The organism is Hahella sp. HNIBRBA332 (assembly GCF_030719035.1).
Taxonomy (GTDB): Bacteria; Pseudomonadota; Gammaproteobacteria; order Pseudomonadales; family Oleiphilaceae; genus Hahella.
The window spans coordinates 2803579-2828318 of sequence record NZ_CP132203.1; the positions used below are offsets into that span (position 1 = coordinate 2803579).

Sequence of the window (24740 nt, forward strand, 5' to 3'; positions counted from 1 at the left end):
GCCGGCCCGTGTCTGGTCCTGTCTCTCGCGGCTAATCACCGCGCAGGCGCGTCATACGCCTGATTAATTACATGTTTAAAACACCGCCAAACTCTTCTGAGGAATAACATGAAAAATCGTCATAACAACAGGATGTCTTCACCGCCTATCCCTTTCCGCAGCCTGCTGGCCGCCCTGACGTTAAGTTCGGCGCTGGTCGCGCCCGCATTCGCCAACGACGGCTTGACGCAAGAACAGCAGCAAGTGATCAAACTGATCTCCGCCACCTATGACCAGCCCCATCACAAGGTGGAGACGGCGCCGGTCATCGTGGTGAACGACTACGCCATCGCCGACTGGATTCAGGGCGAACGAGGCGGACGCGCGCTGCTGCGCCGGGACGGCGACAAGTGGATGGTGCTCGCCTGCGGCGGCGACGAGTTCAAGAAAGTCGACCTGCTGCACAAAGCCGGCATCCCTCAGGACACCGCCTCCCAGCTCATTTCTGAACTGACTGAAGCGGAACAGTCCATCGCGCCGCAAAAACTGGCGCAGTTCGGGCTGTTTGGCGCGCCGAACGATCCGGGTATGTCCGCGCATCATCAAAATCATCCACAAAACGGATCCTTTCAGGCCGATTAAGCAGTCAATCAAGTCAGTATTATGAAATTTTCACCGAAGAAACTTACCGTGGCGGTCGCCCTGACCGCCGCGGGCGGCGCGCATGCGCAAACCACCGTTCTGGAGCCAATGATAGTGACCGCCAAGCCGGTCATTGAAGAGGTGGAAGTGGATATGTTCTCCAGCACATCCGCCGTGGTCACCGAAGATCAAATTCGCGATCAAAACGCGGTGGACCTCACCGCCGCCCTGCGTCGGACGCCCGGCGTGCAGATTTCCCGTTACAACCCGGTCGGCGCGTTCGGCGGCGATCAGGGCGGCGCGGTGTTTATCCGCGGCATGGGCGTCACCCGTCCCGGCAGTGAGATAAAGACCTACATCGACGGCCTGCCCCTGTACATGGGCTTATGGGGACACCCACTGTTGGATCTGCTGCCGGTCAACGCTATGCAATCCATGACCGTGTATAAAAGCCCGCAACCGCAGATCAACGGCAATAACTTCGCCTCCATCGATCTGCATACCAAACGGGCGACTGAAGAAGGGACTCACGGCGCCGCGCGTATCTCCGCCGGCTCTTACCATACCTTGGTGCAGCAGGCGGAACTGACCAGCCACAATGGCGATTTGGACTTTGTTCTGGCCCAGGGTTACGCCACTTCCGACGGCCATCGGGACAACGCTGACGGTGAATTGAAAAACCTCTTCAGCCGAGTCGGCGCGCAATTGAATGAACACTGGGCCGCGTCGTTCAGCGGACTCTATGTGGACAACGAAAGCACGGATCCAGGCCAAGAAGGAGACCCAAAGCCGGATGTCGCGCCGGAGTACAATACCCAGGCCTTCATGCTGGCGACCACGTTGTCCCATGAACATGGCGACTGGACCGGCGAGTTCAGCCTGCATCACAGCTCCGGCGAGGGTAACTGGTATCACCAGAGCGGCGGCGATGGCGATACGCTTTCGGACTTCACCATGAGCGGCCTGCGCTGGCGCGAGAATTTCTCGCCCTGGATGGATGGAACCCTGGTCGCCGGTCTGGATTACGATCGCGTCTCCGGCGAAGCGCACTTTAATCGCGACGATTCCGCCAGACGCGCGCACCTGGACGCGCCGACGTTCAAGTTGTGGTCGCCCTATGTGGGTCTCAGTCACTTGCTGATGCTCAACGACGACTGGATGCTGTCGCCGTCCATCGGCGTGCGTTATTACGATCACAGTGAGTTTGACGCCCAGGCCGCGCCTTACGCCGGTCTGTCACTGATGTCAGACGCCCTGACCCTGTTCGTCAACGCCTCCCAAGGCGTCAACTATCCCGGTCTGGAAGCGCCAACCCTGGCGACGGCAATACCGCCCCTGGCCGACAGTTGGAAGCAGTTGGAGGCCGAAGAGCTGAATCACCTGGAAGTCGGCGCCAAGTTCGCGTTAACGACCACCACCCAGATCGACCTCAGCGTGTTCAAGGACAAGGTGAAAAACCGCTACGTCTTCGCTTTTCCTCCGCAAGTCTCCAGCCCACAGTTCATTAACTTCGGCGACTACAGGATGCGTGGCGTCGAGCTGTCGGTCAGTCAGATGTTGCCGGCGGGCTGGTCCCTGTTTGGCGGGCTAACCCTGCTCGATCCGGATATCGACAACCTTCCCTACACACCAGAACGGGCAGTTACCGCGGGTCTGAACGGCCAGCTTGGTCCCTTCCGCCTCGCCCTGGACGCCCAGCATCAGTCCGAAGTCTGGGCGCTAACGCGCAAGCGGGCGTCAGGCGACGTTAATGGAGAGAAAGTCAGTGGTTTCACCGTGGCCAATATGCGCCTTTCCTATCCTCTGGCGCCATTGGGTCAGGATGGCGAAGTCTTTGTCGCCGTGGAGAATTTATTCGACCGTGAATACGCCTATCGCCCAGGCTACCCCATGCCGGGCCGCTGGGCGCAGATCGGATTGTCCGCGAGCTTTTAGAATGGGAAACAGAGACAGGGATGTCCCGAAAGACGAATAATGACGAGTGCTGAAACGCGCTTTTACTCTTGCGCCGCCTGCGTGCAGGCGGCTTCCGACTTGGCGAAAACGATATACTGGTATCGCAACCCGGAATAGGAAGCGTCCTCGCAATCGCTATACCCCTGGTTTTTCAGGTACGCCGACAAGGGAAAGTAAATCAGCACAGGCAGCAGAAAAATCGCCACCACCCCTCCCAAAAGGACAGGCTGCAGTATTTTGAAAATGCGGTTTTCCGTGGTCTTCCGTAAGGGCTTTTTTAGTCTCGCCAGTAACTCCAATAGCGCCATTACACACAAAGAAAGCAGGCTCAAGCCAATCCCCAGCATGCCGTATAACGCCGGCTCAAGATACAAACTGGGCGGAAGCGCCGTCACCTGATTAACCGTTGACGCCACCGCAAAGCCAAACCACACCAAAGCGCCCAAAGAAAGCGATGTGAGTACAATCAAAATAGCGACTTGCTTTGCGATAGACGGAGTGCCTTTTTGAGACAAAACAGGGTTCCTTGTGAGTATCGGATTGATGTGAGCGTGCAGGTTACCAAGTGGGTATCTAATCAGACTGTGGGGCAAAAGACGATGTTGCTACTTTTGGTTTACTCAACCTTTGTGACCCTAACACTCTTGTACTCGGGTGAAAAACGAGCGCCTGTGCGTTTTGAGTCCAATGCCCGGAACGGGCCGCGCGCTACAATTTGCTAGATAGTTGCCGCCCCTTAACAAATAACTATGCGTTTCAGGCATTATCTTGGTAGTAAGACTCGATAGAAGATAGCGTCATTTCCCTCAGTGGTTCTCCAGTATCGTACTCACGCGCGAAGAATAAGAACTCACGTGAAGACGATTCAAACTGGAGAATAGCGCAACCTAGATCCATGAAGTAGAGCGATCCGCCCTGAGCTTGCCCATAATCGGCGCTCAGGTTAGCCAGATGAAGTGCGGCCGAGAGCTTATCCATTTTCTGAACATCTTCGCCAACGATAATTAGGTGTTCAACATCGGCTGGATAGATCGAAAATGCGCTAAGTTTGCCGTCTTGATAATCGCAATCTCCAATGCCACTAACCTCTGCCTGCAGAGATTCTACCTCCGACTTTGACATACCAAATTTTAGTGGCCCTAAGCCAACGAAGGGCTCAAAAATGAGATCCATATTGCAGTTCCTCTTATTAATCCGGCATCGATATAGGCATTCTATGCCGCATATTTGATGCTTGGGTGGTTAAAGTATTTTTTCACCCTCGAAGGCTTCTTTTGCAACATACACATATGGGATCGAACTTTCTTTTTGAGATCCCCTTTCTTTCGTGCCGGCTTACCACTGTGAACTCCCGCTTTTAAATCACAATTCAAGTATTCGTCCGGGTTCAATTCCGGGGAATAGGCGGGTAAATAGAACACTTCTATACGATCCTCATTCTCCTCAAGCCAGGCCTTCACAACCTTGGCGTGATGGACTCTCAAATTGTCCAGTATCAGGAAGACCTTCCGTTGGGCGTCTTGGATCAGCCGCTTCATGAACCCTATCAACCGGTCTGCGTCCATTGAGCCGTCATAGATTTGAAACCGCACTTTGCCCTGGTTGCTGATCGCCGAGATCATGTTGACCGACTCACGCTTGGCGTTCAGGCGAATCACCGGCGTTTTCCCTTTCGGCGCATAGCCCCGCCCATGTTGAGCGTCGCTTCGAAGCCCTGTCTCATCGCCCCAATAGATCTCCGCCCCTTCCGCCTTCGCTCGTCCACTGATGACCGGATATTCCTCCTTCAGCCACTTCTCGACTTGAGACGGGTTTTGCTCATACGCTTTCTTCACCGGCTTCTGCGGCGTGAAACCCCAGGCGGTCAGATAACTGCCAACCGTTCGGATCGCCAAGTGCTCTCCCGTCTCCTGCGCAATAAGCTGTTGCACCGCCTTACGGGTCCAGAGCGCATACTCCAGCTTGAGCTGGTCCGGGCTTTTATCGACAATCAAACATCTGATTCGGTTCTCCTGGCTTGGCGTCAATCGCTGTCCCGAGCCGGGCTCTCGTCCGCGGGGCTTGGATTTAATCCCGCTAACCCCTTGCGCTTCATAAGCTCTGATCCACTTTCCCACCGTCAGGTTATGGACACCGACCTTATCGGCTATTTCCTGATAGCTATACCCCTGCTTGCGCAGTCGCACGGCCTGTTTTCTTTTTTCTTCCTGCGCTGCGGCAGGTAATGAGCGAGCGTCTTCTATAATCATATGGGCATTGTATCATATCTATATCGATGCCAGGTTAATAACTCTTCGATCTATCTGCTCAGTATAGTGTTTCAGGCCTTCTAACCCTGGCAGACTGGGCCAGTTTGGTGCGCCCGAGGAAGCCCAAAGCACCAACCAATTATTGTTGGTATCGAATAGATTCTGATGGACCGGTTAGAAGCAATAGATATCGACCAATCCGGACCTACTGATATTGATCGAGTTGAATCGTGAGATATTGGAATATGCATAATTCTACTCTAGCTAACGCCGCTATAACTGAACTGAGCATTGCGCAGTAAAGTGAGCGAAGCGATCCACGCAATTAGCTGATGCGCACCTTCTTTGCGTCACCAGCCTAAAATTTTTAACTGCGAGTTACGCGTCTTTGTCATTTAAGACATCAATGATGGAATCGTGAAAGTTCCTAAAATTCTCTTGCTGATCATCCCAAACTGGATGTAGAGCAACTAATTTTTTTGCATCACTAAGAGAAATTGATTTAGTTTCTTTCACAAGCTTAATTGACTCAATTATACCCGCCCCTTCCGCACGTAGTAATTGCAATGCACCATCAATATCATCGATCTCTATGAGCTTCTTAGCTTTCACTTGCAGTTCTGTATTCATTACCCGCCTCGACTGTGGTTAACGCCGCAACTTACGCATGAGCGGAGCGAGTCCGCAAGATTGCTTTGTTATAACTCTACTTCTCAGTGCGGTGCTCATGGATTAACCCTGAGACATCTATGTTTTTTGATTTACCACCTAACTCGATTATTGACTTAGAAACAAATGGATTTTTCGTTTTTCCCCATATATCAATGAGCGCTGCAACACAATAATAGTGAGCGTCAGTGTCCTCAGGATTTTTTAGCATACTGTTAATCTCCGGGGCTATATCAATCGAATTGATTTCCATCGCCCACTGGGAAGCCCAGTAGCGCACCCCATAGTGCTTACTTGCCAAAGCGTTTTTTAAGTGAGGTAAAACCGCCTCTGGTTTAAATGGCCTAAATATATCATCGCAGACCTGATAGACGCCAAAACCACCTCCATCACCGAATGCATTAAGAACAAGTGGAATAGCGCGTTCATCGGGATTTGAAATCAGGAGCTCCCTTACTTGATTTAACATATCAATATCGGCTTCCGATACATCTTCATCCGCTGGCAACGGCTGATGCTTTCTAAGAAACTCTAGCGCTTTATCAATATTCATTATTAATTACATAATCTTCCAAAATAGACAAAGTAAAACGCCATCCTTCCCACGTCTTTTTGTCGACCATTCGCAATGGCTTTGTTAAGCATTTTCTTGCACCCAAGTTAGACCAACTTCTTCATCTACAGTAGAACAACAAAATAGAAGGGAACTTCCGTGCGTGCTTTTCTGTAGAATATGTTCTTCCTTATTTTGTATGGCTTTCACCATATCGAGATAGAAGTTACTATCGGGAGTTATACCCGCCACTTCTTTTTCAGAGAGGTTTACCGCTGCAAAATCACCTAATGATAGATTACGCCCAATATTTGCTTGCCAGAGCATGGCCTCTTCAATACTACCTTCCTCAATAATTCGGCGAAAATGCTTCATGCTGTATTTGTTCGATTCAAGTAACTGATTTTCTGAGTTTTGTTTTGTATCTATACAGATGCTAACAAATCCCGACTCATGGTCGTGATATATAGCAAAGGTGAAAATATCTAAATCCTTAGCCTTTGCTAAAGCTTCATCTATTAGGTTTTCAAATATTTCAATCATATTCATAGATGCTTAACATTTGCATACGCACATGCGCGTTTTTAAATTTCCAAGCTTCGAAGATATCCCCTCCAGCCCACCGATTCCAGTGTAAAAGCCCCGGAAATCCAAGCTGGCTTACTTACGAAAAACCGTGTGTACGCATATACGCTTTCTTCGGGGCCCGTTATCACCACAAGCTAGGGAACCTCTGAAAAACTACCTGCGTTGCCATTGCGGCGTCACCTACTCTTTTCAGAGGCTCCCTAGCATTTTGCGCGCCCTTCCTTGAGCGCCTTTAGCTATTAGTTGTTTCTTATCGGCCAGATAACTTCATTACCAGACTCATCATATTCAGGGTTAATGGAAACTGCGTAAATTTTTCCATATTGAGCCCAGAAAGAAAGCGAAAACTCTTCGTTACGGTATTCATCTATCGCCAATTCAAACTCATCATCAAGCTTTGTGCCTGGAAGCCTTAGAATCAACTCTTTTGGTGTAATCCCCACTACACTTAAGCCCTGAAAAGTTGCTGATTTTGATTCGCAATTAATGCTGGCTAATAAGAAATTATCGTCGGAGTCAAAATTTAGCTCAATGCCGTTAGAGTAGTTCCATTCGATAATTCGGTCCTCTGGCTTTTCTTCCAAAGGGATAAAGGTGCTTATATCTTCTGGGTCACCCCACAAAGACCTAACCTCTGCCATAGTCATTCCAAGATATATGTTATCAATCCCGATTTTCGGTTTAATTTCCATAGAAAACTAATACTTTTTCAAAAGGTGTGATGCCAGAAGCGTTCATTTGACAAACTTATTACATAATGATGACATAGCCATCCGTCTTAACCCTTATATAATACCAAGCTCGATAGCTTTTCCATGCCCGATACTGTTTTTTATCAAGCTATGGTAGACATCTTCACTTTCTCTTTCCTCAAAAATACCAATCACAAAATTTTTAGTCGTACTCCATTTCTTAAATGGCATTAGATCATTATTAAGTTTTTGGCACAAATTACAATAAAACTCAAATTGAAAATCAAGTAGCGTATCCCATTCTTTCTCGCTGCAATTTTCCATCAAAGCCGTTATTTTCTCATATAAAGGAGCCAGTGCCTGATCCATTATGTCATCAATATCGACTGTCCAATCTGGCGGACTCCATCTTGTTTGTTCATCCGTATTCTCAGAATTGTAGGAGAAGCATGGTCGGCTTAGCACTGTGTAATCGCAGTAAAACAGCCAGAATCCAGCTACATATATTTCACCAATATTTGGCTCTATATCTTCTATTGTTTCAACTATTTTTCGATCTATCTCTTCGAAGATCTGATCAATATGTAGCTTCATGATTTGCTCATAAGTTCGGACATTCAGCTAACGCCTGGATCTCCGAGCAAATTTCTGATGGAGTTTTTTTACCACGCCCCAAAGGTGAGAGCGGAAATTTGTCTGGACAGCCGTTTGTTAAGCACATTGCTTCAGCACTCGAATGACACGCCTTGCCTGTTTTTCCACAAACTTCCACTCCCAGAGGGATGGATCTTTAAACTCTGGGTAGGTCTTAAACCATAATGTGTAGTGTTTAGCTTTTCACTTGAGCAAGCTACTGAGATCCGAGTAAGCGTTTTCGTTTTTATGTTGGAAAGCTTTAACTCTATGAATAAATTTCCTTTTTTAGAGTCAATTTTCCATGTTTCCCATTGGTCCATGGAGGACTCTGCATACCTTCTGATCAGTTCCAGCATTAAGGTAAACTCTTCTTTGGTGAGTTCTTTATTTTCTTCCATAGATTTAGGAATTCCGTTCTACGCACAACACCGCAAGCAAAGGCGCGCGATAGCGCGTCCAGCGCACAGGGCGGCGTTGCCTTGCTTTGTCAAAAGTTTAGTACCAATCTTCATTGGGGTTTTGTTCTTTGTATTTTTCTGCAATTTTATTAGCTTCGGAGTGCTCACTATACTCCAACTGAGAGTGAGCCCAAAAGCGTATGTCTCGATTTGGACTTGTAAGTTCAGCAGCAAGAATTGGAACTACGTTTCTATTAGTAGCGTCGCCAAGAAGCTCGATAAACTTACCTCTCATTACCGGATCAGCCTCAGATTGCATCAGCGAAACAAGCTTATCGAAGTGTGCATCGACATTGCCTAGCAGCCAATGATATCCCTCTTCATACGTCATGGAGTCCTTACTCCTTAACATTTCAACATTCGGCATGCGGAGCTGATCCAGGCCATTGAAAGAGGGTAGCGAACGGGAGCCTGTGGTGGGAACGGGGGCTTCCATCAATACAAAATAAGGCGACAAGCGGCTGAACAGAACTTCCAGCCCCATTTGTTCAGGGGCGTCTTGTCCCTGCGCCGCCTTACCCTGGTAAAAACAGACGTCGACAAATGACGCGTAGCCGGAGCCGTAGTGTTTCCATTCGGCATGAAACTGGGCCATCGTCAATTGCGAAACCCTTGCGCAGGCGTACTTATAGAAACTATCGACAGCTCGTTCGTCTCCGTCGCGCCAGGGCGGCGCGTCTGAAATCGGCTGCTGATTAAGTAACCGGGTAATATGCTCGTCGGTGAACAAAGAATCCTCCCTGGCGACTACGAATTACCTTAACAAGCCAGCGCGCCGATGGTTATGGCGTCGCCGGAGAACAGTTGAAAGTTCATGTTCTGACCGGGACACACTTGCTCGCCGGAGTGGCGGTGAATATGAATATCGACGATAGCTTCGCCATGCACGGAGTTTTTGTCCAGATAATAAAAGTACTTGGACTCTCCTTCCGGCAGCGGAATGTTGTCGTCGCCGTCATAGGGCCGAATGCTGGCGCTGAAAGCGTTGGCGTATTGCGTCAAGGCCTCGCCCAAGGTGGCGGCGGAGGTTTCAAATGGAGCGTTCTCAACCAGGACGTATTTGTCCTGAACGGGACATTTTTCAAAACGATATCTGGGACTTGCCGGACCAATAATTCTGACCATGAATACTTCTGTCTGATTATGAGGAATTGGCGTCGCTACGGGGCTTAGCCGAGTTGCTGAGGCATACTGGAACACCCTAATGCGACAGTCCGCCACGAAACCCGGAGCTGGTTAGCGTTAACGGCCGTATTAAGGTATAACACCCGTGGAGCGGACGGTGAATCGGCCATTTGTCCGTGTATTTACAGAGAGATCCAAGAGGATAATCCGTCGTGAAAGAACTGGAGCAACTTTTAACCGCCTCCGCCATTCAAGACGCCAACTGGGCGTCTGATTTGCTCGCTCACATGTCGACCAATGACGATGATGCTGTCGAAGCGGCGAATGAGGCCTGCGACGCCATACTCGCCCATCCCGACGCCGTCGCTCATCCACGCTGGCCCGAACTGGTGGAGGCGGCGATCAACGCCTCCCGCGACTTCGAGGACGTGGCGGAGGAAGTCTATGGCGAACGCATTTCTTTCGAAGATGACGAAGGTGGACTATGTCAGGGATTTGATGCATACAGCACCACCTACAGCGTTGCGGAGCTGCTTGGTCAACAGACCACCCGCGACCACTCCCAATGGTTTAGTCTGGTTCTCAAGCTGGTGGAAAAAAGCGACTGTTCCGAGCATGAAGCACCAATCGGCAAAGAAACTATTTTACCGGCGGTTATAGGCAACCATCCAGAGTGGGAGAAGCTGATACCCTACTTATTGGAGCTGGATCCTCACTCATTTATTGGAGACCTGTTGCCCCTGCCCCAAGTCCTGTCGCACCCGGATTTAATACAGTGGGTGGAACCGCTCACAAGCTACAGAATGATGGTGGATGCTGTTGCTCGCCCAGACGTGGCGTCCCACGAGCGCTGGCGGGAACTAGCCTTATTAGTTAAAGACGCCCCCAGCATTCGTAGTTACAGTGAATACCCCGCTCTGCAAAAACTCTTGCAGGAAAGGGGCTTGGAATAAGTTTTACATTATCGACACAGTCGCATGAGTTAATGAAAGACCTAAACCTGCTTTTACATCCCTCCGCCATTCAAAGTGACACCTGGGCGGTGGAGTTATTGGCGCATCTGACGCAAGAAAATAAAGCTGCTGTGGAAGCCGCACGCCAAGCCTGTAAACGTATACTCGGCCATAAAGACGCCGTCGCCCATCCTGACTGGGAGCGTTTGGTGATGGCGGCGTTGGACGCTTCGCGGGATTTTGAGGACATTGCGGAAGAGGTTTATGGCGAGCGCGTATCGTTTCTGGATGACGAGGGCTGGCTGTGTCAGGGGTTCAGCGAGTACAACACCACTGGACAAGTAGCGGGTCTGCTCGCCCGAAAAGTGACCCGAAAGCACCCGCAATGGCTCGAATTGGTAAAAGCGCTGGCGGAGAAATGCGCCAAACCGGAACATGACGCGCCGCTGTCGGATGTTTTATTCAAGCCTTGCATCCAGGCCAGATGCGCGGGCTGGGAAACACTGCCGCCGCTGGCCGCCAAGGAAAATCTGCTGTGTTTTTTCGATGTTATGACGATACCGCATGTGCTTGAACATGAAAGGCTGTTGTCATGGTTGGAGCCTTATAAAAACTACCTTATGTTTGTCGACTATCTACTGGAGCCCGCCGTTATTGCATCGTCACGCTGGCCAGAGATAGTCAGCCTGATCAAAGATCAGCCAAATATTCGTGCGAGTTCCGAATTTCCTCGTATCCAGCAATTGATGAAAGAACGAGGCCTTGAGCCTTAGAATAGAGGCCTGCTTTGTCATCAAAGCGCCATATAACCGACTTAGCATTTGCTCCTTTTGATTCACAAACGCCGCTATGAACGACCTCACTGACGCTCCCGCTCAAACCTCCACGACCGGCGATATCTTTCGCGCGTTTTTAAAACTGGGACTGACGTCTTTTGGCGGGCCGGTGGCGCATCTGGGGTATTTTCGGGATGAATTCGTCACCCGGCGGCGCTGGCTGAGTGACGAGAGTTACGCCGATCTGGTGGCGTTGTGTCAGTTCCTGCCGGGACCGGCAAGCAGTCAGGTGGGATTTGCATTGGGGATGCGTCGTGGCGGCATGAAAGGCGCGTTGGCGGCATGGACCGCCTTTACCTTGCCATCCGCTTTGTTTCTGTTGCTCTTTGCGCTTAGCGCCGACATCTTTAGCGGGAAATTCGGTCAAAGTCTCATTCACGGATTAAAACTGGTTGCGGTGGCTGTCGTGGCGCAAGCGGTATGGGGCATGGCGCGCAATCTGTGTCCGGATCGACAGCGCGCCGGCATCGCAGTGGGCGCGGTGATTCTGACCACCGCCCTGCCCTCGGCCTTCGGGCAAATAGGCGTCATTGCGCTTGGGGCTGGCGCAGGTTTGCTTCTTTGCGGCCATACGCAACGCAAAACGGAAGAGCACCGGCCGGTGGAGTTTCCTCACGGCAAATCCTACGTCGCGCTGGCGACCTTTTTCCTTTTGCTGCTGATCCTGCCGGCGCTTACCCTCTCCACCGGCTCCCATGCGCTGGCGCTGTTCGAAGCATTTTATCGGGCCGGAGCCCTGGTATTCGGAGGCGGCCATGTGGTGCTGCCGTTGCTGGAAACCAGCGTGGTCGATACGGGCTGGGTCAGTGCAAACAGTTTCATCGCGGGATATGGCGCAGCGCAGGCTGTTCCAGGGCCATTGTTCACCTTCGCCGCCTATTTAGGCGCCTCGGTCACGCTTGCGCCAAACCCGCTGCTCGGCGCCGCCATCAGTCTTGTCGCCATTTTTCTGCCAGGCATGTTGCTGGTGATCGCCGTACTGCCGCACTGGGACCGTTTCCGCCAGCAATCCCGCGCCCAGGCCGCCATGGCGGGCGCCAACGCCGCGGTGGTCGGGTTGTTGGGTTCTGCGCTCTATCACCCTGTGTGGACCAGCTCCGTACTGTCCCCGCAGGACTTCGCCATCGCCCTGACCGCCTTCAGCTTATTGACCATCTGGAAACTGGCGCCGTGGAAAGTCGTTGTCGTCACCACCCTCGCCGGCGCATGGATTTATTACCTGTAAACCTGATTCTTTCCCGCTTCGTACTAGACTGAGTAGTGTCGCCGGCCAACCCAGCGCCGGCGCGCCTCACAATAAAAACTAATACGGAGACCGGTTATGAGAAAGCCACTACTCACCCTGCTAAGCCTTGTCGTTTCCTGCAGCGCCCTCGCCGCAGGCAAAACCGTCACCTATCAGGTCGATGGAGACGCCTACGAAGGGTATTACGTCAGCCCCGGCAAAGACGCCCCGCTGGTACTGCTGGTGCATGACTGGGACGGACTGACCGACTACGAAGTCAAACGCGCGGAAATGTTGTCGGGCATGGGCTACTCAGTATTCGCCGTCGACCTGTTCGGCGCGGGCGTGCGGCCCACCAAAGACGAAGACAAGCGCCAGCATACCGGCGAACTTTATAAAGACCGCAATAAGATGCGCAAGCTGTTGCAGGCGGGTATGGACATAGCAAAAGCCCAAGGCGGCAATGTCAGCAACGCCGTGGCCATGGGGTACTGTTTCGGTGGCGCGGCGGTACTGGAAATGGCTCGCTCCGGCGCCGACCTGAAAGGTTTCGCCACCTTTCATGGCGGACTGCAAACGCCAGACGGACAGGACTATAGTAAAGCTCACGGCCACCTCCTGATCATGCATGGAACCGCCGACTCAGCCATCACCATGGACCAGTTCGCAGCCTTGGCCAACGAACTTGAAAAAAGCGGCGTAAGCCACGAAATGATTACTTATAGCGGCGCGCCTCATGCTTTCACTGTGTTTGGGTCAGACCGGTACAGGGAAGATGCGGACAAAAAATCATGGAGCCGTTTCGGCGAGTTTCTCGCCAGCGTGACGCAATAAATCCGTTCAATGAAGAACAGGCTTTTTAGGGAGAGGATTCATGGGATTTGCTTTATCCGAGATGCAGCTTACCAGCGCGGCGTTCAGCAATGATGGCCGCATTCCCAGCAAACATACCGGCGAAGGCGAAGATATCTCGCCAGCGTTATCCTGGTCGGGAGAACCAGCGGGAACGCAGAGCTTCGCCGTCGTCTGCCACGATCCGGATGCGCCATTGATCGGCGCAGAGGGAACCTACGGGTTTGTGCATTGGGCGTTGTATAACATTCCCGCCAACGTGCACAGTCTGCCGGAAGGCGTCGACGCCTACGTCAGCGGCAGAACGGACTTCGGTAAAACCGGTTATGGCGGCCCCATGCCCCCACCGGGACACGGGACTCATCGCTATTATTTCTGGATTCTGGCGCTCAATGCCCAGTTGGATCTGCCGGAAGGGCTCACTCTCTGGCAACTGCTGGAGAAAGTGGAGCCCCATGTCATCGGCATGAATCGACTGGTTGGCGTGTACAGCCGCGGCTAGCCCCCGTGGCGGCCGGCGAGGATAAATACATCCATCGTCACCGGGCGGGTTTCTCCCCCGCCCCAGGCTTCCTTCATTCGAGCGTAGCTCTCCGCGAAGAAACTATCGCCGCGATCTTCCATGCAGCGCCGTGTCGCCGACCAGCTATGCAAATAGGAGAAAAATTCGTCCAGAGTCCAGGGCATGATTAATTCAAACCGCGGCGTGCGGATGGGCTCGAAAGGAAAAGGAACCTCTTTGTATTCGTTCCACAACAACAGGTTTTGCGGCGCCCAATAAGGCTCGATCACCTGCAACAGACTCTGCTCCAGCACGCCATCCAGCTCCATGCCAAGATGCGGCCAGCTATAGCCCCAGGCTGCAAACAGCCCGCCCGGACGCAACACCCGCTTCACCTCCGGCCAAAACTTTTCATAATCGAACCAGTGCAAGGCCAAAGCGACGCAGACGGCGTCGAAATAATCATCGGGATAACCGGTTTGTTCACAGGGCTGCACGGAGTAGTGAACGCCATGATACGTCGGCGCGTTTTCAATCTGCGCCGCACTGACGTCACTGGCTTCCACGACGGAAAAGTACTCCCGCAAATTAGCCGCCGCCTGCCCATTCCCACAAGCAGCATCCCACACCCGCTCATGCCCATCACACGCATCCGCCAACCACTGATACAACGCCTTGGGATAATGCGGTCGCGCTTTCGCGTAGATCTCCGCCTTATCATCGAAGAGCTTCTGAATATCCATGTCCCCCCCATCCTTAACAGTTTGAAAAGCATCAAAGATTCATTAGTGACTATTACTTGTTTGAGGGGAAATCGCAAATGCGCGAGGCAGGATAATGGTTGGCTAAAGCGGCTTTAAATAACGCTAGAGCTCGTAGTCTTCCGCACAGTAAATATGGCTACCGGATAAGGATATTTTTTCAATGAACGACCACTGACGGGAATAAAGGGTCGGGCATTTTATGAGGCGAGGCCGTTTATGCCTAGCGAACACACAGACAGTGTTTCCGTTTGATGGTACCCCTCAGCAAGGCCACCAAAACTCATCTGGGCTAAACTGGCCAAGTTGATCCTCAATCTAAGCCTTCAAGCAGGAAGCGATACGATACCTAAAACGACACCCGCATTAACGCACAGTTTCAATCCCAGCCTCCGCGTGGGAGGCGACGGTCTGACGGGTGGTTACTGGGCTGGTTGGTTGGGTTTCAATCCACGCCTCCGCGTGGGAGGCGACTCCATTCCTTGCGCGCCTGCGTTGATTTGATCTTGTTTCAATCCACGCCTCCGCGTGGGAGGCGACTTATGGGGCTTGAGTATCAAGGCCGATATGCAGTGTTTCAATCCACGCCTCCGCGTGGGAGGCGACCGCAGACTGTAGCTGTGGGGTAGACGCATTCGCAGTTTCAATCCACGCCTCCGCGTGGGAGGCGACAGGAATGTGAGCCGCTACGAGCGCAAATTGACGCTGTTTCAATCCACGCCTCCGCGTGGGAGGCGACCTGCGGTCGGAGGGGGTAAAGGCCAACCGCGTTGGTTTCAATCCACGCCTCCGCGTGGGAGGCGACAACACCAAGCAATAAGCCCGACATAATAACCAAGTTTCAATCCACGCCTCCGCGTGGGAGGCGACAGAGTTGGCGCTTGTCACGGTAAGCGACACGATGTTTCAATCCACGCCTCCGCGTGGGAGGCGACGTTACCGTGTGGTCGGCGTTGTTGCTGCCATCGGTGTTTCAATCCACGCCTCCGCGTGGGAGGCGACTCGAATAGGCTTTCAGCAGATTGCGTTGCCGGGTGTTTCAATCCACGCCTCCGCGTGGGAGGCGACTTGATGATTGATGATATTGGACAAGGCCTAGGGGCGTTTCAATCCACGCCTCCGCGTGGGAGGCGACCCCGAGCATTTGCGCATCCCGCTGTGGGATGACGAGTTTCAATCCACGCCTCCGCGTGGGAGGCGACCCCGAGCATTTGCGCATCCCGCTGTGGGATGACGAGTTTCAATCCACGCCTCCGCGTGGGAGGCGACCGTGAGGTTATCAGAGTTGTAAAAGACCTCACCAGTTTCAATCCACGCCTCCGCGTGGGAGGCGACCGTGAGGTTATCAGAGTTGTAAAAGACCTCACCAGTTTCAATCCACGCCTCCGCGTGGGAGGCGACGTCGAAACGTTTGTCCTGATCCCCCTTGATGCGCTGTTTCAATCCACGCCTCCGCGTGGGAGGCGACCTGGTGCATGCAATATTGGCGTCAAGTGTCACCGTTTCAATCCACGCCTCCGCGTGGGAGGCGACGCAGGTCCAGACAATCCCCTCGCCAAACTCTCCTGTTTCAATCCACGCCTCCGCGTGGGAGGCGACAAGCTTGTCGTCATCCGTCGTGTTTATGTCGTAGGTTTCAATCCACGCCTCCGCGTGGGAGGCGACCTTGACAGGTCACGTTTGTACAAGTCGCAGGATAAGTTTCAATCCACGCCTCCGCGTGGGAGGCGACCCCTAGTAGAGCCTGATATGGTGGACATATACACCGTTTCAATCCACGCCTCCGCGTGGGAGGCGACCGATCCAGGCGGGCACGCTAAAAAATTGGCCGGAGTTTCAATCCACGCCTCCGCGTGGGAGGCGACGCCCTGCGCTACACGGATTATCTGATCTGGGGTGTTTCAATCCACGCCTCCGCGTGGGAGGCGACTTCTAGGCTCAGTTTTCATGATTTTCCCTTTACGGTTTCAATCCACGCCTCCGCGTGGGAGGCGACTCTAGGCTCAGTTTTCATGATTTTCCCTTTACGGTTTCAATCCACGCCTCCGCGTGGGAGGCGACTGCCTTACTATAACTCGATGTTTTCAGGCGTGTTAATAGCGCTTTTGCGCTAACCTTCATGATTCCAGCTTGTTAAAGAGCGTTGTTTCTTACCCTTGAAATTAAACTGTTTATTTTTCAAATAACTATAAGCGCGCTAACCTCCCTGGGATTTTATGGGAGCCAGTGGTTAGCGCTAGATGATCAGGGAGTCTCTGAAAATATCCGGTGTGGGTTTGGCGCCGTAGTGTTCGACTTTCTGGCGGCCTTTTTTGCCAAGGAAGTAAAAACGCAGGCTATCTTCGTCGGGGTGATAGATATCCAGCAGTTTTTGTTTGAGAAAGGTGAATTGCGCCGGGTCGACTTCGCATTCGAATACGGAGTTTTGCACTCTCATGCCGTAATCCACGCAGACCTTGGCGATATGGCGTAGCCGGCGCTGGCCTTCTGAGGTTATCACACTGACGTCATAGGTAATCAACACCAACATGGCTTTACCTCACAGAGAACGGAGGGTAGTGCTGGAGATCGCCGCGTAAATGGCGCGCCAGAATCAGCGCCTGGCAGTGCGGCAGTAATCCAACCTGCACCTTTTCGTTCAAAAACGGATGGGAAATTTCTTCCTGCTTTTTCTCCTGATATGCGACCAGCACCTTACGTCGGGCGTCCTCTTTTAAACGCACAGCGCCGCTGGCCTCAATATCAAAGTCACTGGTTTTGACTTCCTTTCGGTTAATCAACGTCAGCGCCAAACGATCGCACCACCATGCCCGAAACTCCTCCAGAATATCCAGCGCCAGTCCAACCCTGCCCGGACGGTCGACATGTAAGTAGCCCACATAGGGGTCTAAACCGACGCCCTGCAGCGCAGAGGATATTTCCTGGGTCACCAGGGTATACAGAAATGAAAGCAACGCGTTTACCGGATCTGTTGGCGGCCGTCTCACTCTGCCCTTGAACTCAAATCCATCCTGTTTGAGCAGCTGGTTGAAAACGCCAAAGTAGATGGCGGCCGCCTCGCCTTCAAGTCCGCGAAGTACGTCTAGACTATCTGGGCGCTCGCATCTGCGCAGACAGTTGGCCAATCTGGCGATAGCTTCGTCCAAAGCTGGATGAGCCCCCTTATTGCGCACTTCCCTTTGCAACACTCGGCGACTGTTGGCGATTTTCGCCAGCACAATGCTGCGGGCGATATCCAGACACAGCGCGTCCTTGTCGCTAACGCGGTATTGCTCACGGCGCAGCAAGACATTGCCACTTTGCCGGCCTTGGATGCGCGCCAGAAACTTTCCATATTCCGTGAAGAACACCAAGCCAATGCCCTGCTCGCCACAATAGCCCATTAAAAATGGCGAGACCGAGATTTGCCCAAAGCAGAAAATATTCGCCACCGCATGCGCGGGAAACTGAGCCAGTTTATCCTTACCCTGCTTGATGACGATTGTTTCACGTTCTTTATGCAGGTAACTTTCCTGCCGGGTGACATAAAGGCTGTTCTGCAATTTTTTCATGGTTCCAGCATGCCCCGCAGATATTGGTCCGCCGTATCCTCCTGCATAGCTTTGGGCTGACATTCGTCCTTCAGCGAGCAGGCAAGACAGTATTTCCCATACACAGCACGCGGCGTTCGCTGACTTGAAAACAACGCCTGAACCTGACTTATAACATCCAGCGTCTCTGCGCGCAGCGCGGGGTCTAATTCCACCCACTCGCGTTGGCGCACCTCCCAATACCAAATCGCCGCGCTGTCTATTCTGACGCCTCGCATCTCCTCCAGGCAGAGCGCCTGCGCGCATAATTGCACTCGGTCGCAGTTGGTGACTTTAGGCTTGCCGCGCTTGTACTCCACCGGGGTGTAAGTCATGTCTTGCAGGTTGATCTCCAATACATCCAACACACCCTGGACGCCAAGCTCATGGCTGATTACCTCCACACTGCGCTCTATGCGGGTATGTGCGCGCTGCTCCGGCTTACCTTCATCCGTACGCTGATGCAGCACCCTACCCTGTGCGGTCCAATAATTTTCCGCCCAAAACCGCTCAATATGAATGAGCGCGCATTGACGCGGGCAGTAGATGTAGTGCTGGAGGGCCGATAATGGGATCAGCCGTTCTTCTTCCATAGCGCTCTACATCACAATAACTCCTGCACACTGACGCCAACCGGAACCGCCTCGCTGTCCACGGTGACCCGATAGTCGCTATAACTGCGAGCTGGCGTATCCGCATCGCCTTCCACCCGCTCAACCTTGACCTTATCGAACAATACATGAGAGGGCGCATCCCCCATGGGATGCTCATGCTTGAATACGATTAATTTGCGTGCGGCCATCTCTCCTCTGGCCGCTGAGCGGTCATGTTCGAACATATTGATCAGCGCTCGCCACAGCAGTTGCAGATCCTCTTCGGAAAAACCCGTGCGCTCCGCCAGCTTCGCGGATATAAAGCCATGGGCGCGATATAAACCATAGGGAACTATGTGCTTGCGCCCCATGGTGCGCTCACTTTCCAAGTCTCTTTCATTTGTTACCGCCATACGCGTGATAGAGATTTCAAGCGGGGTCACTGGGTCAACCGAGGTTGCAAACGCAAATTGAACCGGTCCGCGCACTTGACCACAATTGACTTCCATTGTCATAACAGCGCCAAAAGCTCTGATGTCAAAGAAGTTATTACACATCCACGCTGTTAGCTCTCGCGCTTTCGCTTCATCTTTAGGAAGCTTTTTATATTTTTCTTTTGCATCTGGCGGAATACCTAAAGCTTCCCATGCCTGCTTATGTTGGTTATTTAAGACTGACTTTTCTTGTACATAGATGTTAAATCCCAGCGCACTGCCGTTAACATCGCTCTTCTCAAACGCCACAAAGTTACGCACCTTGCGTTTAAGACACACGTCAGTAACTAGCCCATGATTAGTTTCTGGATCAAGTCTTGGCAGGTTTCCGGCGTCAGGATCGCCATTCGGGTTGCCATTGGTTACATCAAACAGAAATACAAACTCATATCGATTGGTGATCGCTGTCATGCTCTCTCTCCTTCGTCGTGACTGGCTTCAGTCTCACTTGATTCTTTTTGATTAAGGCGGGAGTAACTTTGATGGTAGTATCCGATTGCGAAACACCCTTGATCATCCAGACGCAAGCTACGAGGGAAACTACTACCCAGGCCCTCAATGATCTCACTCACGTCACGCTCCAAGGCCTTCGCTAGTCCAACTTTTTCCTTACGAATTTTACTTAGGTGATGCTGAGCGTTACGGAGTAACAGTGGGAAAATACTACCTGGCGCCGATGAAGCCGCTCCGAAGTATCTATCACGAATCGTAGCGTTTAATTTTTCTCCCAATGCGCTACGCTGGATTTTTTCCAATACAGCAAAGAGTCTTCCCAGGCGATAACCTGGATTGCTGTTTTCTGTATCTAAACTCACAGGAACCTCCTCCGTTTGAGATCGGTTTGCGTTCAATCGATATTCGCGTGATATGACCGCTTTACATAACGCCACACGCAGGCCTGAGACATCGCCATCGGCACGCATGCGCATTAGAGCGCTAGTCAACAGGCTCCGTGGATAGCGTGATCCGTTCAAAATAGCTCGAGTCATTTCTCCGGCTAATTTCGAGGGGATATTTTCAGTTTTACCCAATACAGCCAATGCTTTTAGCAAGCGCCACATAGCGGGTTCGGTTTTCCAGGGTCGCGGGTGGATGTCTAAATCCTGGTAGTGCTCAGCCATACGCCGCGCAAATACACCAAGCGTTCCGGTATGCCAAAACCGGATGGAAAGCCGTGAAGCATTAGGCGCAAGGCCCAACACATAAAATCGGGTGCTCTCGTCCAATTCTGGATTTACGTCTGACAAGGGGCGGCCTTGAGCGATTTTTTCCAGAATGCTTTGTAGCTTCGCTGTTTCCTGACTATCGTCTGAGGGTGGAGACAGCAGTAATGCAAAGGCGTTTTCCGCCGCCACCGCAGCGCAAGCATTTTCCGACAGCGCCCAAAAGACAACGCTTGCGTCGCCTATCTGAAGTCGTTGACGATTCTTTTCATCTCTACGTAATAGGTGGTTGAGTACAGTTGTATATGAAAAAGCTGCAGAGATAGAAATACGAGCGTTTACGCCTGTATCATTCTCAGTCTTATTGCTTTTAAGTTTTTGTAGAGTTCCGCAGTATGATAAATACGCATCACCATTGAAGGAGGCTATTGACGCACCAGAGCTCTGCGCGCCGTTGACACCTTTGATTGCCGGATGTAGACGCGCCAGCAGTCCGTATTCACCCGTTACCTGACAGTGACCTTCTGTTCCGCCACTTGTGTTATATGCATGTACCCATATTGAGTGAGCCCCCAAACTTTCATGCACATATTGGCGCACACCATCTACCTGGAACACAAAATTGGCGTCTAACATTTCCTCCTTGAAGTACGGAGGTAAGAACTGGTCAGACGACCAGCTTTTCAGAAAATTTAAAACTGCCTTCAGCCCAATATCATCAGAGCCAGCTAGGAGACGTCGATGCAACTCTTTAAAAGCGTCATGCTCCTTTGTAGTTCGCTCACTTTTTTTTGCACTTACACCCAATACATAACTGGATTTATCCCACAAGAAACATGGCTCTATGTTTGCAGCCCGCTTAGGCGGTAACGGAACGTCTATATACTCTGGCGTAGCTTTCTTTCCAGAAGTCCTGCGAATGTCTGCAACATCCTTAATGTCACCTTCTTCATTCAAGACAATGACATAGGATATCTTCTCCCGGCTGAAGCCATACTGCGGCACTTCATCACGCTCCGCTAGCCTCTGATAGTACTCATTCAGTGCAGAGAGAATCATGCTATCGCCTCCGCAAAATTTGGCGCCTCAATGACGCCGTTCACCATACGCGCGCGGAAAAATTTCGGCGTCATGCCGTTCACAAAATCAATATCGTGCAACATCCAACCGAGATCGACTTCCCCCTCTAATGATTTATGGGACTGAGGTGGAGACTCATCGGCATCAAGCAATCGGAAATAAGCCGGGAATTCTCTAACGCCCAGACAAGGCGCATGGAAATACTGCCCTTTACGCGCGCGCCGATTGAAAATATCAAGGTGCTTTCCTTCGGAGTCGTCGGAGCCCGCTTTTTCTGTGAGCTCAAAGTGCGCGTCTATGATATAAGCCACATCCCGCAACACGGTCGCCGCCCGTTGCTGCCGGTCTTCTTCGACGAAAGTTGCGACACCATCGACGCGACCTGCTTTCATCGCTTTGGCCACATTCGCAGCGGATAGTTTTCCGCCCACTTCGTTTCGACGAATTGATTCAAAGCGGATGGGATTCAAGACATGTATACGATCGATAACCCAACGAATGGCGGGCTTCCAATGAATGGCTTCTATTATGCCCCGGGCGGCGGAGGGAGTGATGACGTCATACGAGACCCGCTCCACTTTCATTTCCGGGCGGGTAAAGCAGGCACGCTCTCCCCAGACTAACAAACGTATTCCATAACTCATTATCTATCTCCTCAATGCCTATGAGGTGGCGATAGCACCTACCAAACCAATTTCTCCGCACGGATGAATGTTGGATTGTCCCAACTCAGTCCGCACTCTTCGTCGTATAAATCCATATTCGCCAAGTAAACGAACTGCTGCTCAAAGCGCTCTTCCGCCTTGACCACGATGGCTCCCGCATCAAAAAGCGCTTGATACGCGGTTTGGGGGATTTGCACGATATATGGCTGTAAACACCGGGATATACCCACGCAGCCTTCGGCATAATCCAAGGCGCCCAGCGCTTTCCGAGCAATATCATCAAAGGGGATAATCACTGGCATTTGCCGGCTTTCAATCAAGCGAAACTTACTGGACAGAGTTTCAAAAGGCAGTCCTGTTATCCTTGCCGACGCAATCAGTCCAAGCAAGTCATAAGCATCCAGTTCCTTCTCCTTGCGCCAATACAAGTGTTGAAAATATTCTTCAATGGCGGCCAAGCTGAGGGGGTCTGGGTGGTGGCGCATAACGCCTCGACTAACACTGGCGAATTGCTCAAGCTCTACCGGAGGAGCCCAGTCTTCATTAGCAGGATTAAACACCAGAACTTCACATTCATCCGCTGGCAGCATACCTTCCCTATTACATCGCCCCGCCGCCTGCGCGATGGAGTCCAGCCCTGCTTCCGCCCTCAATACTGTTGGGAAGTCGATATCTACGCCAGCTTCGATCAGTGAGGTAGACACCAGGCGACAAGGCCTTCCCTGCTTTAAATCCTCACGAATTTGCGCCAGCATCTGGCTACGGTGCTTCGCGCACATCAAGGTGGATAGATGCCTGGCTCCGGGTTCACTGCGGATACTTTCGAAAACAGCTTTGGCGTGTCGCCGATTATTGACGATGCATAAAACTTGCGCCCGCTCCAGCAGAATGTCTGTCAACGTCTCATCATCCAGCACGCCAATATGACGAACCGAGACGCGCTTGAATTCCCGGTAAAGTTGCTCAGGATTCGGCGCAAGCTCTCTCACATTACGAAAACCGCCAACAAATGAGTCCTCGACGTTATCGCGCTCATGTAAGGCAGGCTGGGTCGCGGTACAGAGCACGATGCTGGTCCGATAGTTCAGAGCCAGCTCGTCCAGCGCAGCCACACAAGGTTTAAGCAGCTTGAGCGGCAACGTTTGCGCTTCATCCAGAATGACAACGCTATTAGCGATATTGTGCAGTTTCCGGCAGCGGGACGGCCGGTCGGCAAAAAGGCTTTCAAAGAACTGTACCGCGGTGGTCACAATGATGGGCGCTTCCCAGTTTTCCATCGCTAACTTTAGTTTCTCACGGGCTTCCGGGTCCTTACTTCTATCCTCAATAAACGCGCTATGGTGTTCCAATACGGCGTATTCGCCTCGTTCTCCAAACGCCTGCCGAAATACTGCCGCATTCTGTTCAACGATACTGGTGAACGGAATGACATAGATAACCCGTTCCAGCTTGTGCATCAGGGCGTGATCCAGCGCGAAAGCGAGTGACGCCAAGGTTTTACCACCGCCAGTGGGTGCAGTCAGTGAGAATAATCCTGGGTCGAGTTCCGCATTGCGGCGAACCGTTTGTAGAATCTCTCTCCGCCTCCAATTGACGGGCTTGCCCTTATCGTTAAGTCCACGGAGAAAGCTATCCAATGCAGGCTTTAGGTCGGCGAGAGAAGGATATTCTCCCCGAGGGCTTTCCCCTCCTTCTGCTTGAAGATAAAAGGCTTCCGTATCAAGAAAGTCGGCATCCACCAGACAGGAAAACAACATACGGGTCAGAAACGCCATCTGGAAAAAGTTACGGTCATGTCTCGCGTGAAAACGGGAAGGTAATGACAGTTGCTTCGGAATATTCAACTCGGAACGCCAAGCCTCTGACAGTCTATATGTCTCTGACTTTAAACGATCTTCCAATGACGTTCGATTCACGCCATTAACGCCGTTAGCCAGGCCGGCATGATGCCCTGCAATAGCGTAAGCGAGTAGATATCCCAGACTCTGGTATCTTTCGACAACCAGCTTGGCCCCGGCTGTCGCGTGATCGACACGCAAAGAGTCACCAGTTAAGCGGCGCTGAAATTCATCCGTGTATTTGCCCAGGTCATGCAACAGTCCGGATACTTCCGCCAGATTCTCAACATCACACCCAAAAACGGAGGCGAACTTTTTCGCCAGACGTCCAACCTCGGAAAGGTGCTCCGATAGCATTTGCCAGTCTTGTTTACTCGTATCTGGGGTGGAGTGCGCATAGAACATTTTCATGCGCCTTTGAGAAAAGCATTAACGCCGCGAAGCATCCCGATGCGCATTGCAGTGGCGTATGTCATTTGCTGAAGAGTCGGCTTTATCATCCTGATTCCTTCGCAACGATAATTGCCCAATCAAGCGACATCTCGCCCAACGGACAACAGCAATGACTAAAAAGTATAGGAGAGCATGCAGACAATGCCTTTACAGCGTGTAATGAGTTTTTGAAATCTGTCTGCTTCCTGTAGAAAAAAATTAACCGCTTA

26 protein-coding genes and 1 CRISPR repeat array are annotated in these 24740 nt (G+C 51.8%); of the genes, 7 read left to right on the forward strand and 19 right to left on the reverse strand.

What is annotated here, in order from left to right:
- Positions 1–108 precede the first annotated feature (108 nt).
- Together O5O45_RS12545 and O5O45_RS12550 are read left to right on the forward strand one after the other, a co-directional pair.
- Complete coding sequence (locus O5O45_RS12545) at positions 109–621, forward strand: copper uptake system-associated protein (RefSeq protein ID WP_305905565.1); 513 nt, start codon at positions 109–111, stop codon at positions 619–621.
- Positions 622–642: 21 nt separating this feature from the next.
- Positions 643–2556: a TonB-dependent receptor gene (locus O5O45_RS12550; RefSeq protein WP_305905566.1), complete on the forward strand. Its 1914-nt coding sequence runs from the start codon at positions 643–645 to the stop codon at positions 2554–2556.
- Between the two features lie 62 nt (positions 2557–2618).
- On the opposite strand, the gene O5O45_RS12555 is transcribed toward O5O45_RS12550, so the two are convergent.
- From O5O45_RS12555 to O5O45_RS12605, 11 genes are all read right to left on the reverse strand, one after another.
- On the reverse strand, positions 2619–3092 hold the full coding sequence (locus O5O45_RS12555; RefSeq protein WP_305905567.1) for a hypothetical protein: 474 nt from the start codon (positions 3090–3092) through the stop codon (positions 2619–2621).
- 241 nt (positions 3093–3333) lie between these two features.
- Entirely contained in the window at positions 3334–3750 is a 417-nt protein-coding gene (locus O5O45_RS12560) for a hypothetical protein (RefSeq protein WP_305905568.1), read from the reverse strand.
- Positions 3751–3791: 41 nt separating this feature from the next.
- Positions 3792–4826 (reverse strand): IS630 family transposase, encoded by a 1035-nt coding sequence (locus tag O5O45_RS12565; RefSeq protein ID WP_305902337.1) that lies wholly within the window; start codon positions 4824–4826, stop codon positions 3792–3794.
- A gap of 378 nt (positions 4827–5204) precedes the next feature.
- Positions 5205–5456 carry a hypothetical protein gene (locus O5O45_RS12570; RefSeq protein WP_305905569.1) on the reverse strand — a complete coding sequence of 84 codons (252 nt, stop codon included), beginning with the start codon at positions 5454–5456 and terminating at the stop codon, positions 5205–5207.
- A 76-nt stretch (positions 5457–5532) separates the two neighbouring features.
- Complete coding sequence (locus tag O5O45_RS12575) at positions 5533–6048, reverse strand: hypothetical protein (RefSeq protein ID WP_305905570.1); 516 nt, start codon at positions 6046–6048, stop codon at positions 5533–5535.
- A gap of 84 nt (positions 6049–6132) precedes the next feature.
- Complete coding sequence (locus O5O45_RS12580; RefSeq protein ID WP_305905571.1) at positions 6133–6597, reverse strand: hypothetical protein; 465 nt, start codon at positions 6595–6597, stop codon at positions 6133–6135.
- Between the two features lie 278 nt (positions 6598–6875).
- Entirely contained in the window at positions 6876–7328 is a 453-nt protein-coding gene (locus O5O45_RS12585; protein ID WP_305905572.1) for a hypothetical protein, read from the reverse strand.
- A gap of 93 nt (positions 7329–7421) precedes the next feature.
- A complete protein-coding gene (locus O5O45_RS12590; protein ID WP_305905573.1) occupies positions 7422–7922 on the reverse strand; it encodes a hypothetical protein in 501 nt (166 codons plus the stop codon).
- A gap of 131 nt (positions 7923–8053) precedes the next feature.
- Positions 8054–8362 (reverse strand): hypothetical protein, encoded by a 309-nt coding sequence (locus O5O45_RS12595; RefSeq protein ID WP_305905574.1) that lies wholly within the window; start codon positions 8360–8362, stop codon positions 8054–8056.
- 97 nt (positions 8363–8459) lie between these two features.
- Positions 8460–9152, reverse strand: coding sequence for a HEAT repeat domain-containing protein (locus tag O5O45_RS12600; RefSeq protein ID WP_305905575.1), 693 nt, complete (start codon positions 9150–9152; stop codon positions 8460–8462).
- Positions 9153–9181: 29 nt separating this feature from the next.
- On the reverse strand, positions 9182–9547 hold the full coding sequence (locus tag O5O45_RS12605) for a hypothetical protein (RefSeq protein ID WP_305905576.1): 366 nt from the start codon (positions 9545–9547) through the stop codon (positions 9182–9184).
- Positions 9548–9759: 212 nt separating this feature from the next.
- Here O5O45_RS12605 and O5O45_RS12610 point away from each other — a divergent pair, with 212 nt between their 5' ends.
- The 5 genes from O5O45_RS12610 to O5O45_RS12630 all read left to right on the forward strand — a co-directional run bounded on the left by O5O45_RS12610 (position 9760) and on the right by O5O45_RS12630 (position 13915).
- Positions 9760–10500, forward strand: a complete 741-nt coding sequence (locus O5O45_RS12610) for a hypothetical protein (protein WP_305905577.1) — start codon at positions 9760–9762, stop codon at positions 10498–10500.
- A 32-nt stretch (positions 10501–10532) separates the two neighbouring features.
- Entirely contained in the window at positions 10533–11273 is a 741-nt protein-coding gene (locus O5O45_RS12615; protein ID WP_305905578.1) for a hypothetical protein, read from the forward strand.
- 76 nt (positions 11274–11349) lie between these two features.
- Entirely contained in the window at positions 11350–12561 is a 1212-nt protein-coding gene (gene chrA, locus O5O45_RS12620) for a chromate efflux transporter (RefSeq protein ID WP_305905579.1), read from the forward strand.
- A gap of 96 nt (positions 12562–12657) precedes the next feature.
- Positions 12658–13395, forward strand: coding sequence for a dienelactone hydrolase family protein (locus tag O5O45_RS12625; RefSeq protein WP_305905580.1), 738 nt, complete (start codon positions 12658–12660; stop codon positions 13393–13395).
- 40 nt (positions 13396–13435) lie between these two features.
- On the forward strand, positions 13436–13915 hold the full coding sequence (locus O5O45_RS12630; protein WP_305905581.1) for a YbhB/YbcL family Raf kinase inhibitor-like protein: 480 nt from the start codon (positions 13436–13438) through the stop codon (positions 13913–13915).
- On the opposite strand, the gene O5O45_RS12635 is transcribed toward O5O45_RS12630, so the two are convergent.
- The 8 genes from O5O45_RS12635 to O5O45_RS12670 form a co-directional block, all read right to left on the reverse strand.
- The gene (locus tag O5O45_RS12635) at positions 13912–14658 is read right to left on the reverse strand and encodes a class I SAM-dependent methyltransferase (RefSeq protein WP_305905582.1); all 747 of its coding nucleotides are present in this window, start codon (positions 14656–14658) and stop codon (positions 13912–13914) included. The two genes, O5O45_RS12630 and O5O45_RS12635, sit on opposite strands and share 4 nt — an antisense overlap.
- A gap of 394 nt (positions 14659–15052) precedes the next feature.
- A CRISPR array of direct repeats spans positions 15053–16737; the repeat unit is 32 nt; unit sequence GTTTCAATCCACGCCTCCGCGTGGGAGGCGAC.
- A 175-nt stretch (positions 16738–16912) separates the two neighbouring features.
- Positions 16913–17206: a CRISPR-associated endonuclease Cas2 gene (gene cas2 / locus O5O45_RS12640; RefSeq protein WP_011396666.1), complete on the reverse strand. Its 294-nt coding sequence runs from the start codon at positions 17204–17206 to the stop codon at positions 16913–16915.
- A gap of 4 nt (positions 17207–17210) precedes the next feature.
- Entirely contained in the window at positions 17211–18227 is a 1017-nt protein-coding gene (cas1c, locus tag O5O45_RS12645; RefSeq protein WP_305905583.1) for a type I-C CRISPR-associated endonuclease Cas1c, read from the reverse strand.
- Positions 18224–18838, reverse strand: a complete 615-nt coding sequence (gene cas4 / locus O5O45_RS12650; protein WP_305905584.1) for a CRISPR-associated protein Cas4 — start codon at positions 18836–18838, stop codon at positions 18224–18226. Before cas4 ends, cas1c begins: the two co-directional genes overlap by 4 nt.
- An 11-nt stretch (positions 18839–18849) precedes the next feature.
- Complete coding sequence (gene cas7c / locus O5O45_RS12655) at positions 18850–19743, reverse strand: type I-C CRISPR-associated protein Cas7/Csd2 (RefSeq protein WP_305905585.1); 894 nt, start codon at positions 19741–19743, stop codon at positions 18850–18852.
- On the reverse strand, positions 19740–21554 hold the full coding sequence (gene cas8c / locus O5O45_RS12660) for a type I-C CRISPR-associated protein Cas8c/Csd1 (RefSeq protein ID WP_305905586.1): 1815 nt from the start codon (positions 21552–21554) through the stop codon (positions 19740–19742). The genes cas7c and cas8c overlap by 4 nt, the downstream gene beginning before the upstream one ends.
- Positions 21551–22219: a type I-C CRISPR-associated protein Cas5c gene (gene cas5c / locus O5O45_RS12665; protein WP_305905587.1), complete on the reverse strand. Its 669-nt coding sequence runs from the start codon at positions 22217–22219 to the stop codon at positions 21551–21553. Before cas5c ends, cas8c begins: the two co-directional genes overlap by 4 nt.
- A gap of 38 nt (positions 22220–22257) precedes the next feature.
- Complete coding sequence (locus O5O45_RS12670; RefSeq protein WP_305905588.1) at positions 22258–24435, reverse strand: CRISPR-associated endonuclease Cas3''; 2178 nt, start codon at positions 24433–24435, stop codon at positions 22258–22260.
- Positions 24436–24740 lie beyond the last annotated feature (305 nt).

Bases quoted from the DNA above. Each gene is read 5' to 3' on its own strand.
- O5O45_RS12545 (WP_305905565.1), top strand. From the start codon at position 109: ATGAAAAATCGTCATAACAACAGGATGTCTTCACCGCCTATCCCTTTC.
- O5O45_RS12550 (WP_305905566.1), top strand. From the start codon at position 643: ATGAAATTTTCACCGAAGAAACTTACCGTGGCGGTCGCCCTGACCGCC.
- O5O45_RS12560 (WP_305905568.1), bottom strand. From the start codon at position 3,750: ATGGATCTCATTTTTGAGCCCTTCGTTGGCTTAGGGCCACTAAAATTT.
- O5O45_RS12565 (WP_305902337.1), bottom strand. From the start codon at position 4,826: ATGATTATAGAAGACGCTCGCTCATTACCTGCCGCAGCGCAGGAAGAA.
- O5O45_RS12570 (WP_305905569.1), bottom strand. From the start codon at position 5,456: ATGAATACAGAACTGCAAGTGAAAGCTAAGAAGCTCATAGAGATCGAT.
- O5O45_RS12575 (WP_305905570.1), bottom strand. From the start codon at position 6,048: ATGAATATTGATAAAGCGCTAGAGTTTCTTAGAAAGCATCAGCCGTTG.
- O5O45_RS12580 (WP_305905571.1), bottom strand. From the start codon at position 6,597: ATGAATATGATTGAAATATTTGAAAACCTAATAGATGAAGCTTTAGCA.
- O5O45_RS12585 (WP_305905572.1), bottom strand. From the start codon at position 7,328: ATGGAAATTAAACCGAAAATCGGGATTGATAACATATATCTTGGAATG.
- O5O45_RS12590 (WP_305905573.1), bottom strand. From the start codon at position 7,922: ATGAAGCTACATATTGATCAGATCTTCGAAGAGATAGATCGAAAAATA.
- O5O45_RS12595 (WP_305905574.1), bottom strand. From the start codon at position 8,362: ATGGAAGAAAATAAAGAACTCACCAAAGAAGAGTTTACCTTAATGCTG.
- O5O45_RS12605 (WP_305905576.1), bottom strand. From the start codon at position 9,547: ATGGTCAGAATTATTGGTCCGGCAAGTCCCAGATATCGTTTTGAAAAA.
- O5O45_RS12615 (WP_305905578.1), top strand. From the start codon at position 10,533: ATGAAAGACCTAAACCTGCTTTTACATCCCTCCGCCATTCAAAGTGAC.
- chrA (WP_305905579.1), top strand. From the start codon at position 11,350: ATGAACGACCTCACTGACGCTCCCGCTCAAACCTCCACGACCGGCGAT.
- O5O45_RS12625 (WP_305905580.1), top strand. From the start codon at position 12,658: ATGAGAAAGCCACTACTCACCCTGCTAAGCCTTGTCGTTTCCTGCAGC.
- O5O45_RS12630 (WP_305905581.1), top strand. From the start codon at position 13,436: ATGGGATTTGCTTTATCCGAGATGCAGCTTACCAGCGCGGCGTTCAGC.
- O5O45_RS12635 (WP_305905582.1), bottom strand. From the start codon at position 14,658: ATGGATATTCAGAAGCTCTTCGATGATAAGGCGGAGATCTACGCGAAA.
- cas2 (WP_011396666.1), bottom strand. From the start codon at position 17,206: ATGTTGGTGTTGATTACCTATGACGTCAGTGTGATAACCTCAGAAGGC.
- cas1c (WP_305905583.1), bottom strand. From the start codon at position 18,227: ATGAAAAAATTGCAGAACAGCCTTTATGTCACCCGGCAGGAAAGTTAC.
- cas4 (WP_305905584.1), bottom strand. From the start codon at position 18,838: ATGGAAGAAGAACGGCTGATCCCATTATCGGCCCTCCAGCACTACATC.
- cas7c (WP_305905585.1), bottom strand. From the start codon at position 19,743: ATGACAGCGATCACCAATCGATATGAGTTTGTATTTCTGTTTGATGTA.
- cas8c (WP_305905586.1), bottom strand. From the start codon at position 21,554: ATGATTCTCTCTGCACTGAATGAGTACTATCAGAGGCTAGCGGAGCGT.
- cas5c (WP_305905587.1), bottom strand. From the start codon at position 22,219: ATGAGTTATGGAATACGTTTGTTAGTCTGGGGAGAGCGTGCCTGCTTT.
- O5O45_RS12670 (WP_305905588.1), bottom strand. From the start codon at position 24,435: ATGCTATCGGAGCACCTTTCCGAGGTTGGACGTCTGGCGAAAAAGTTC.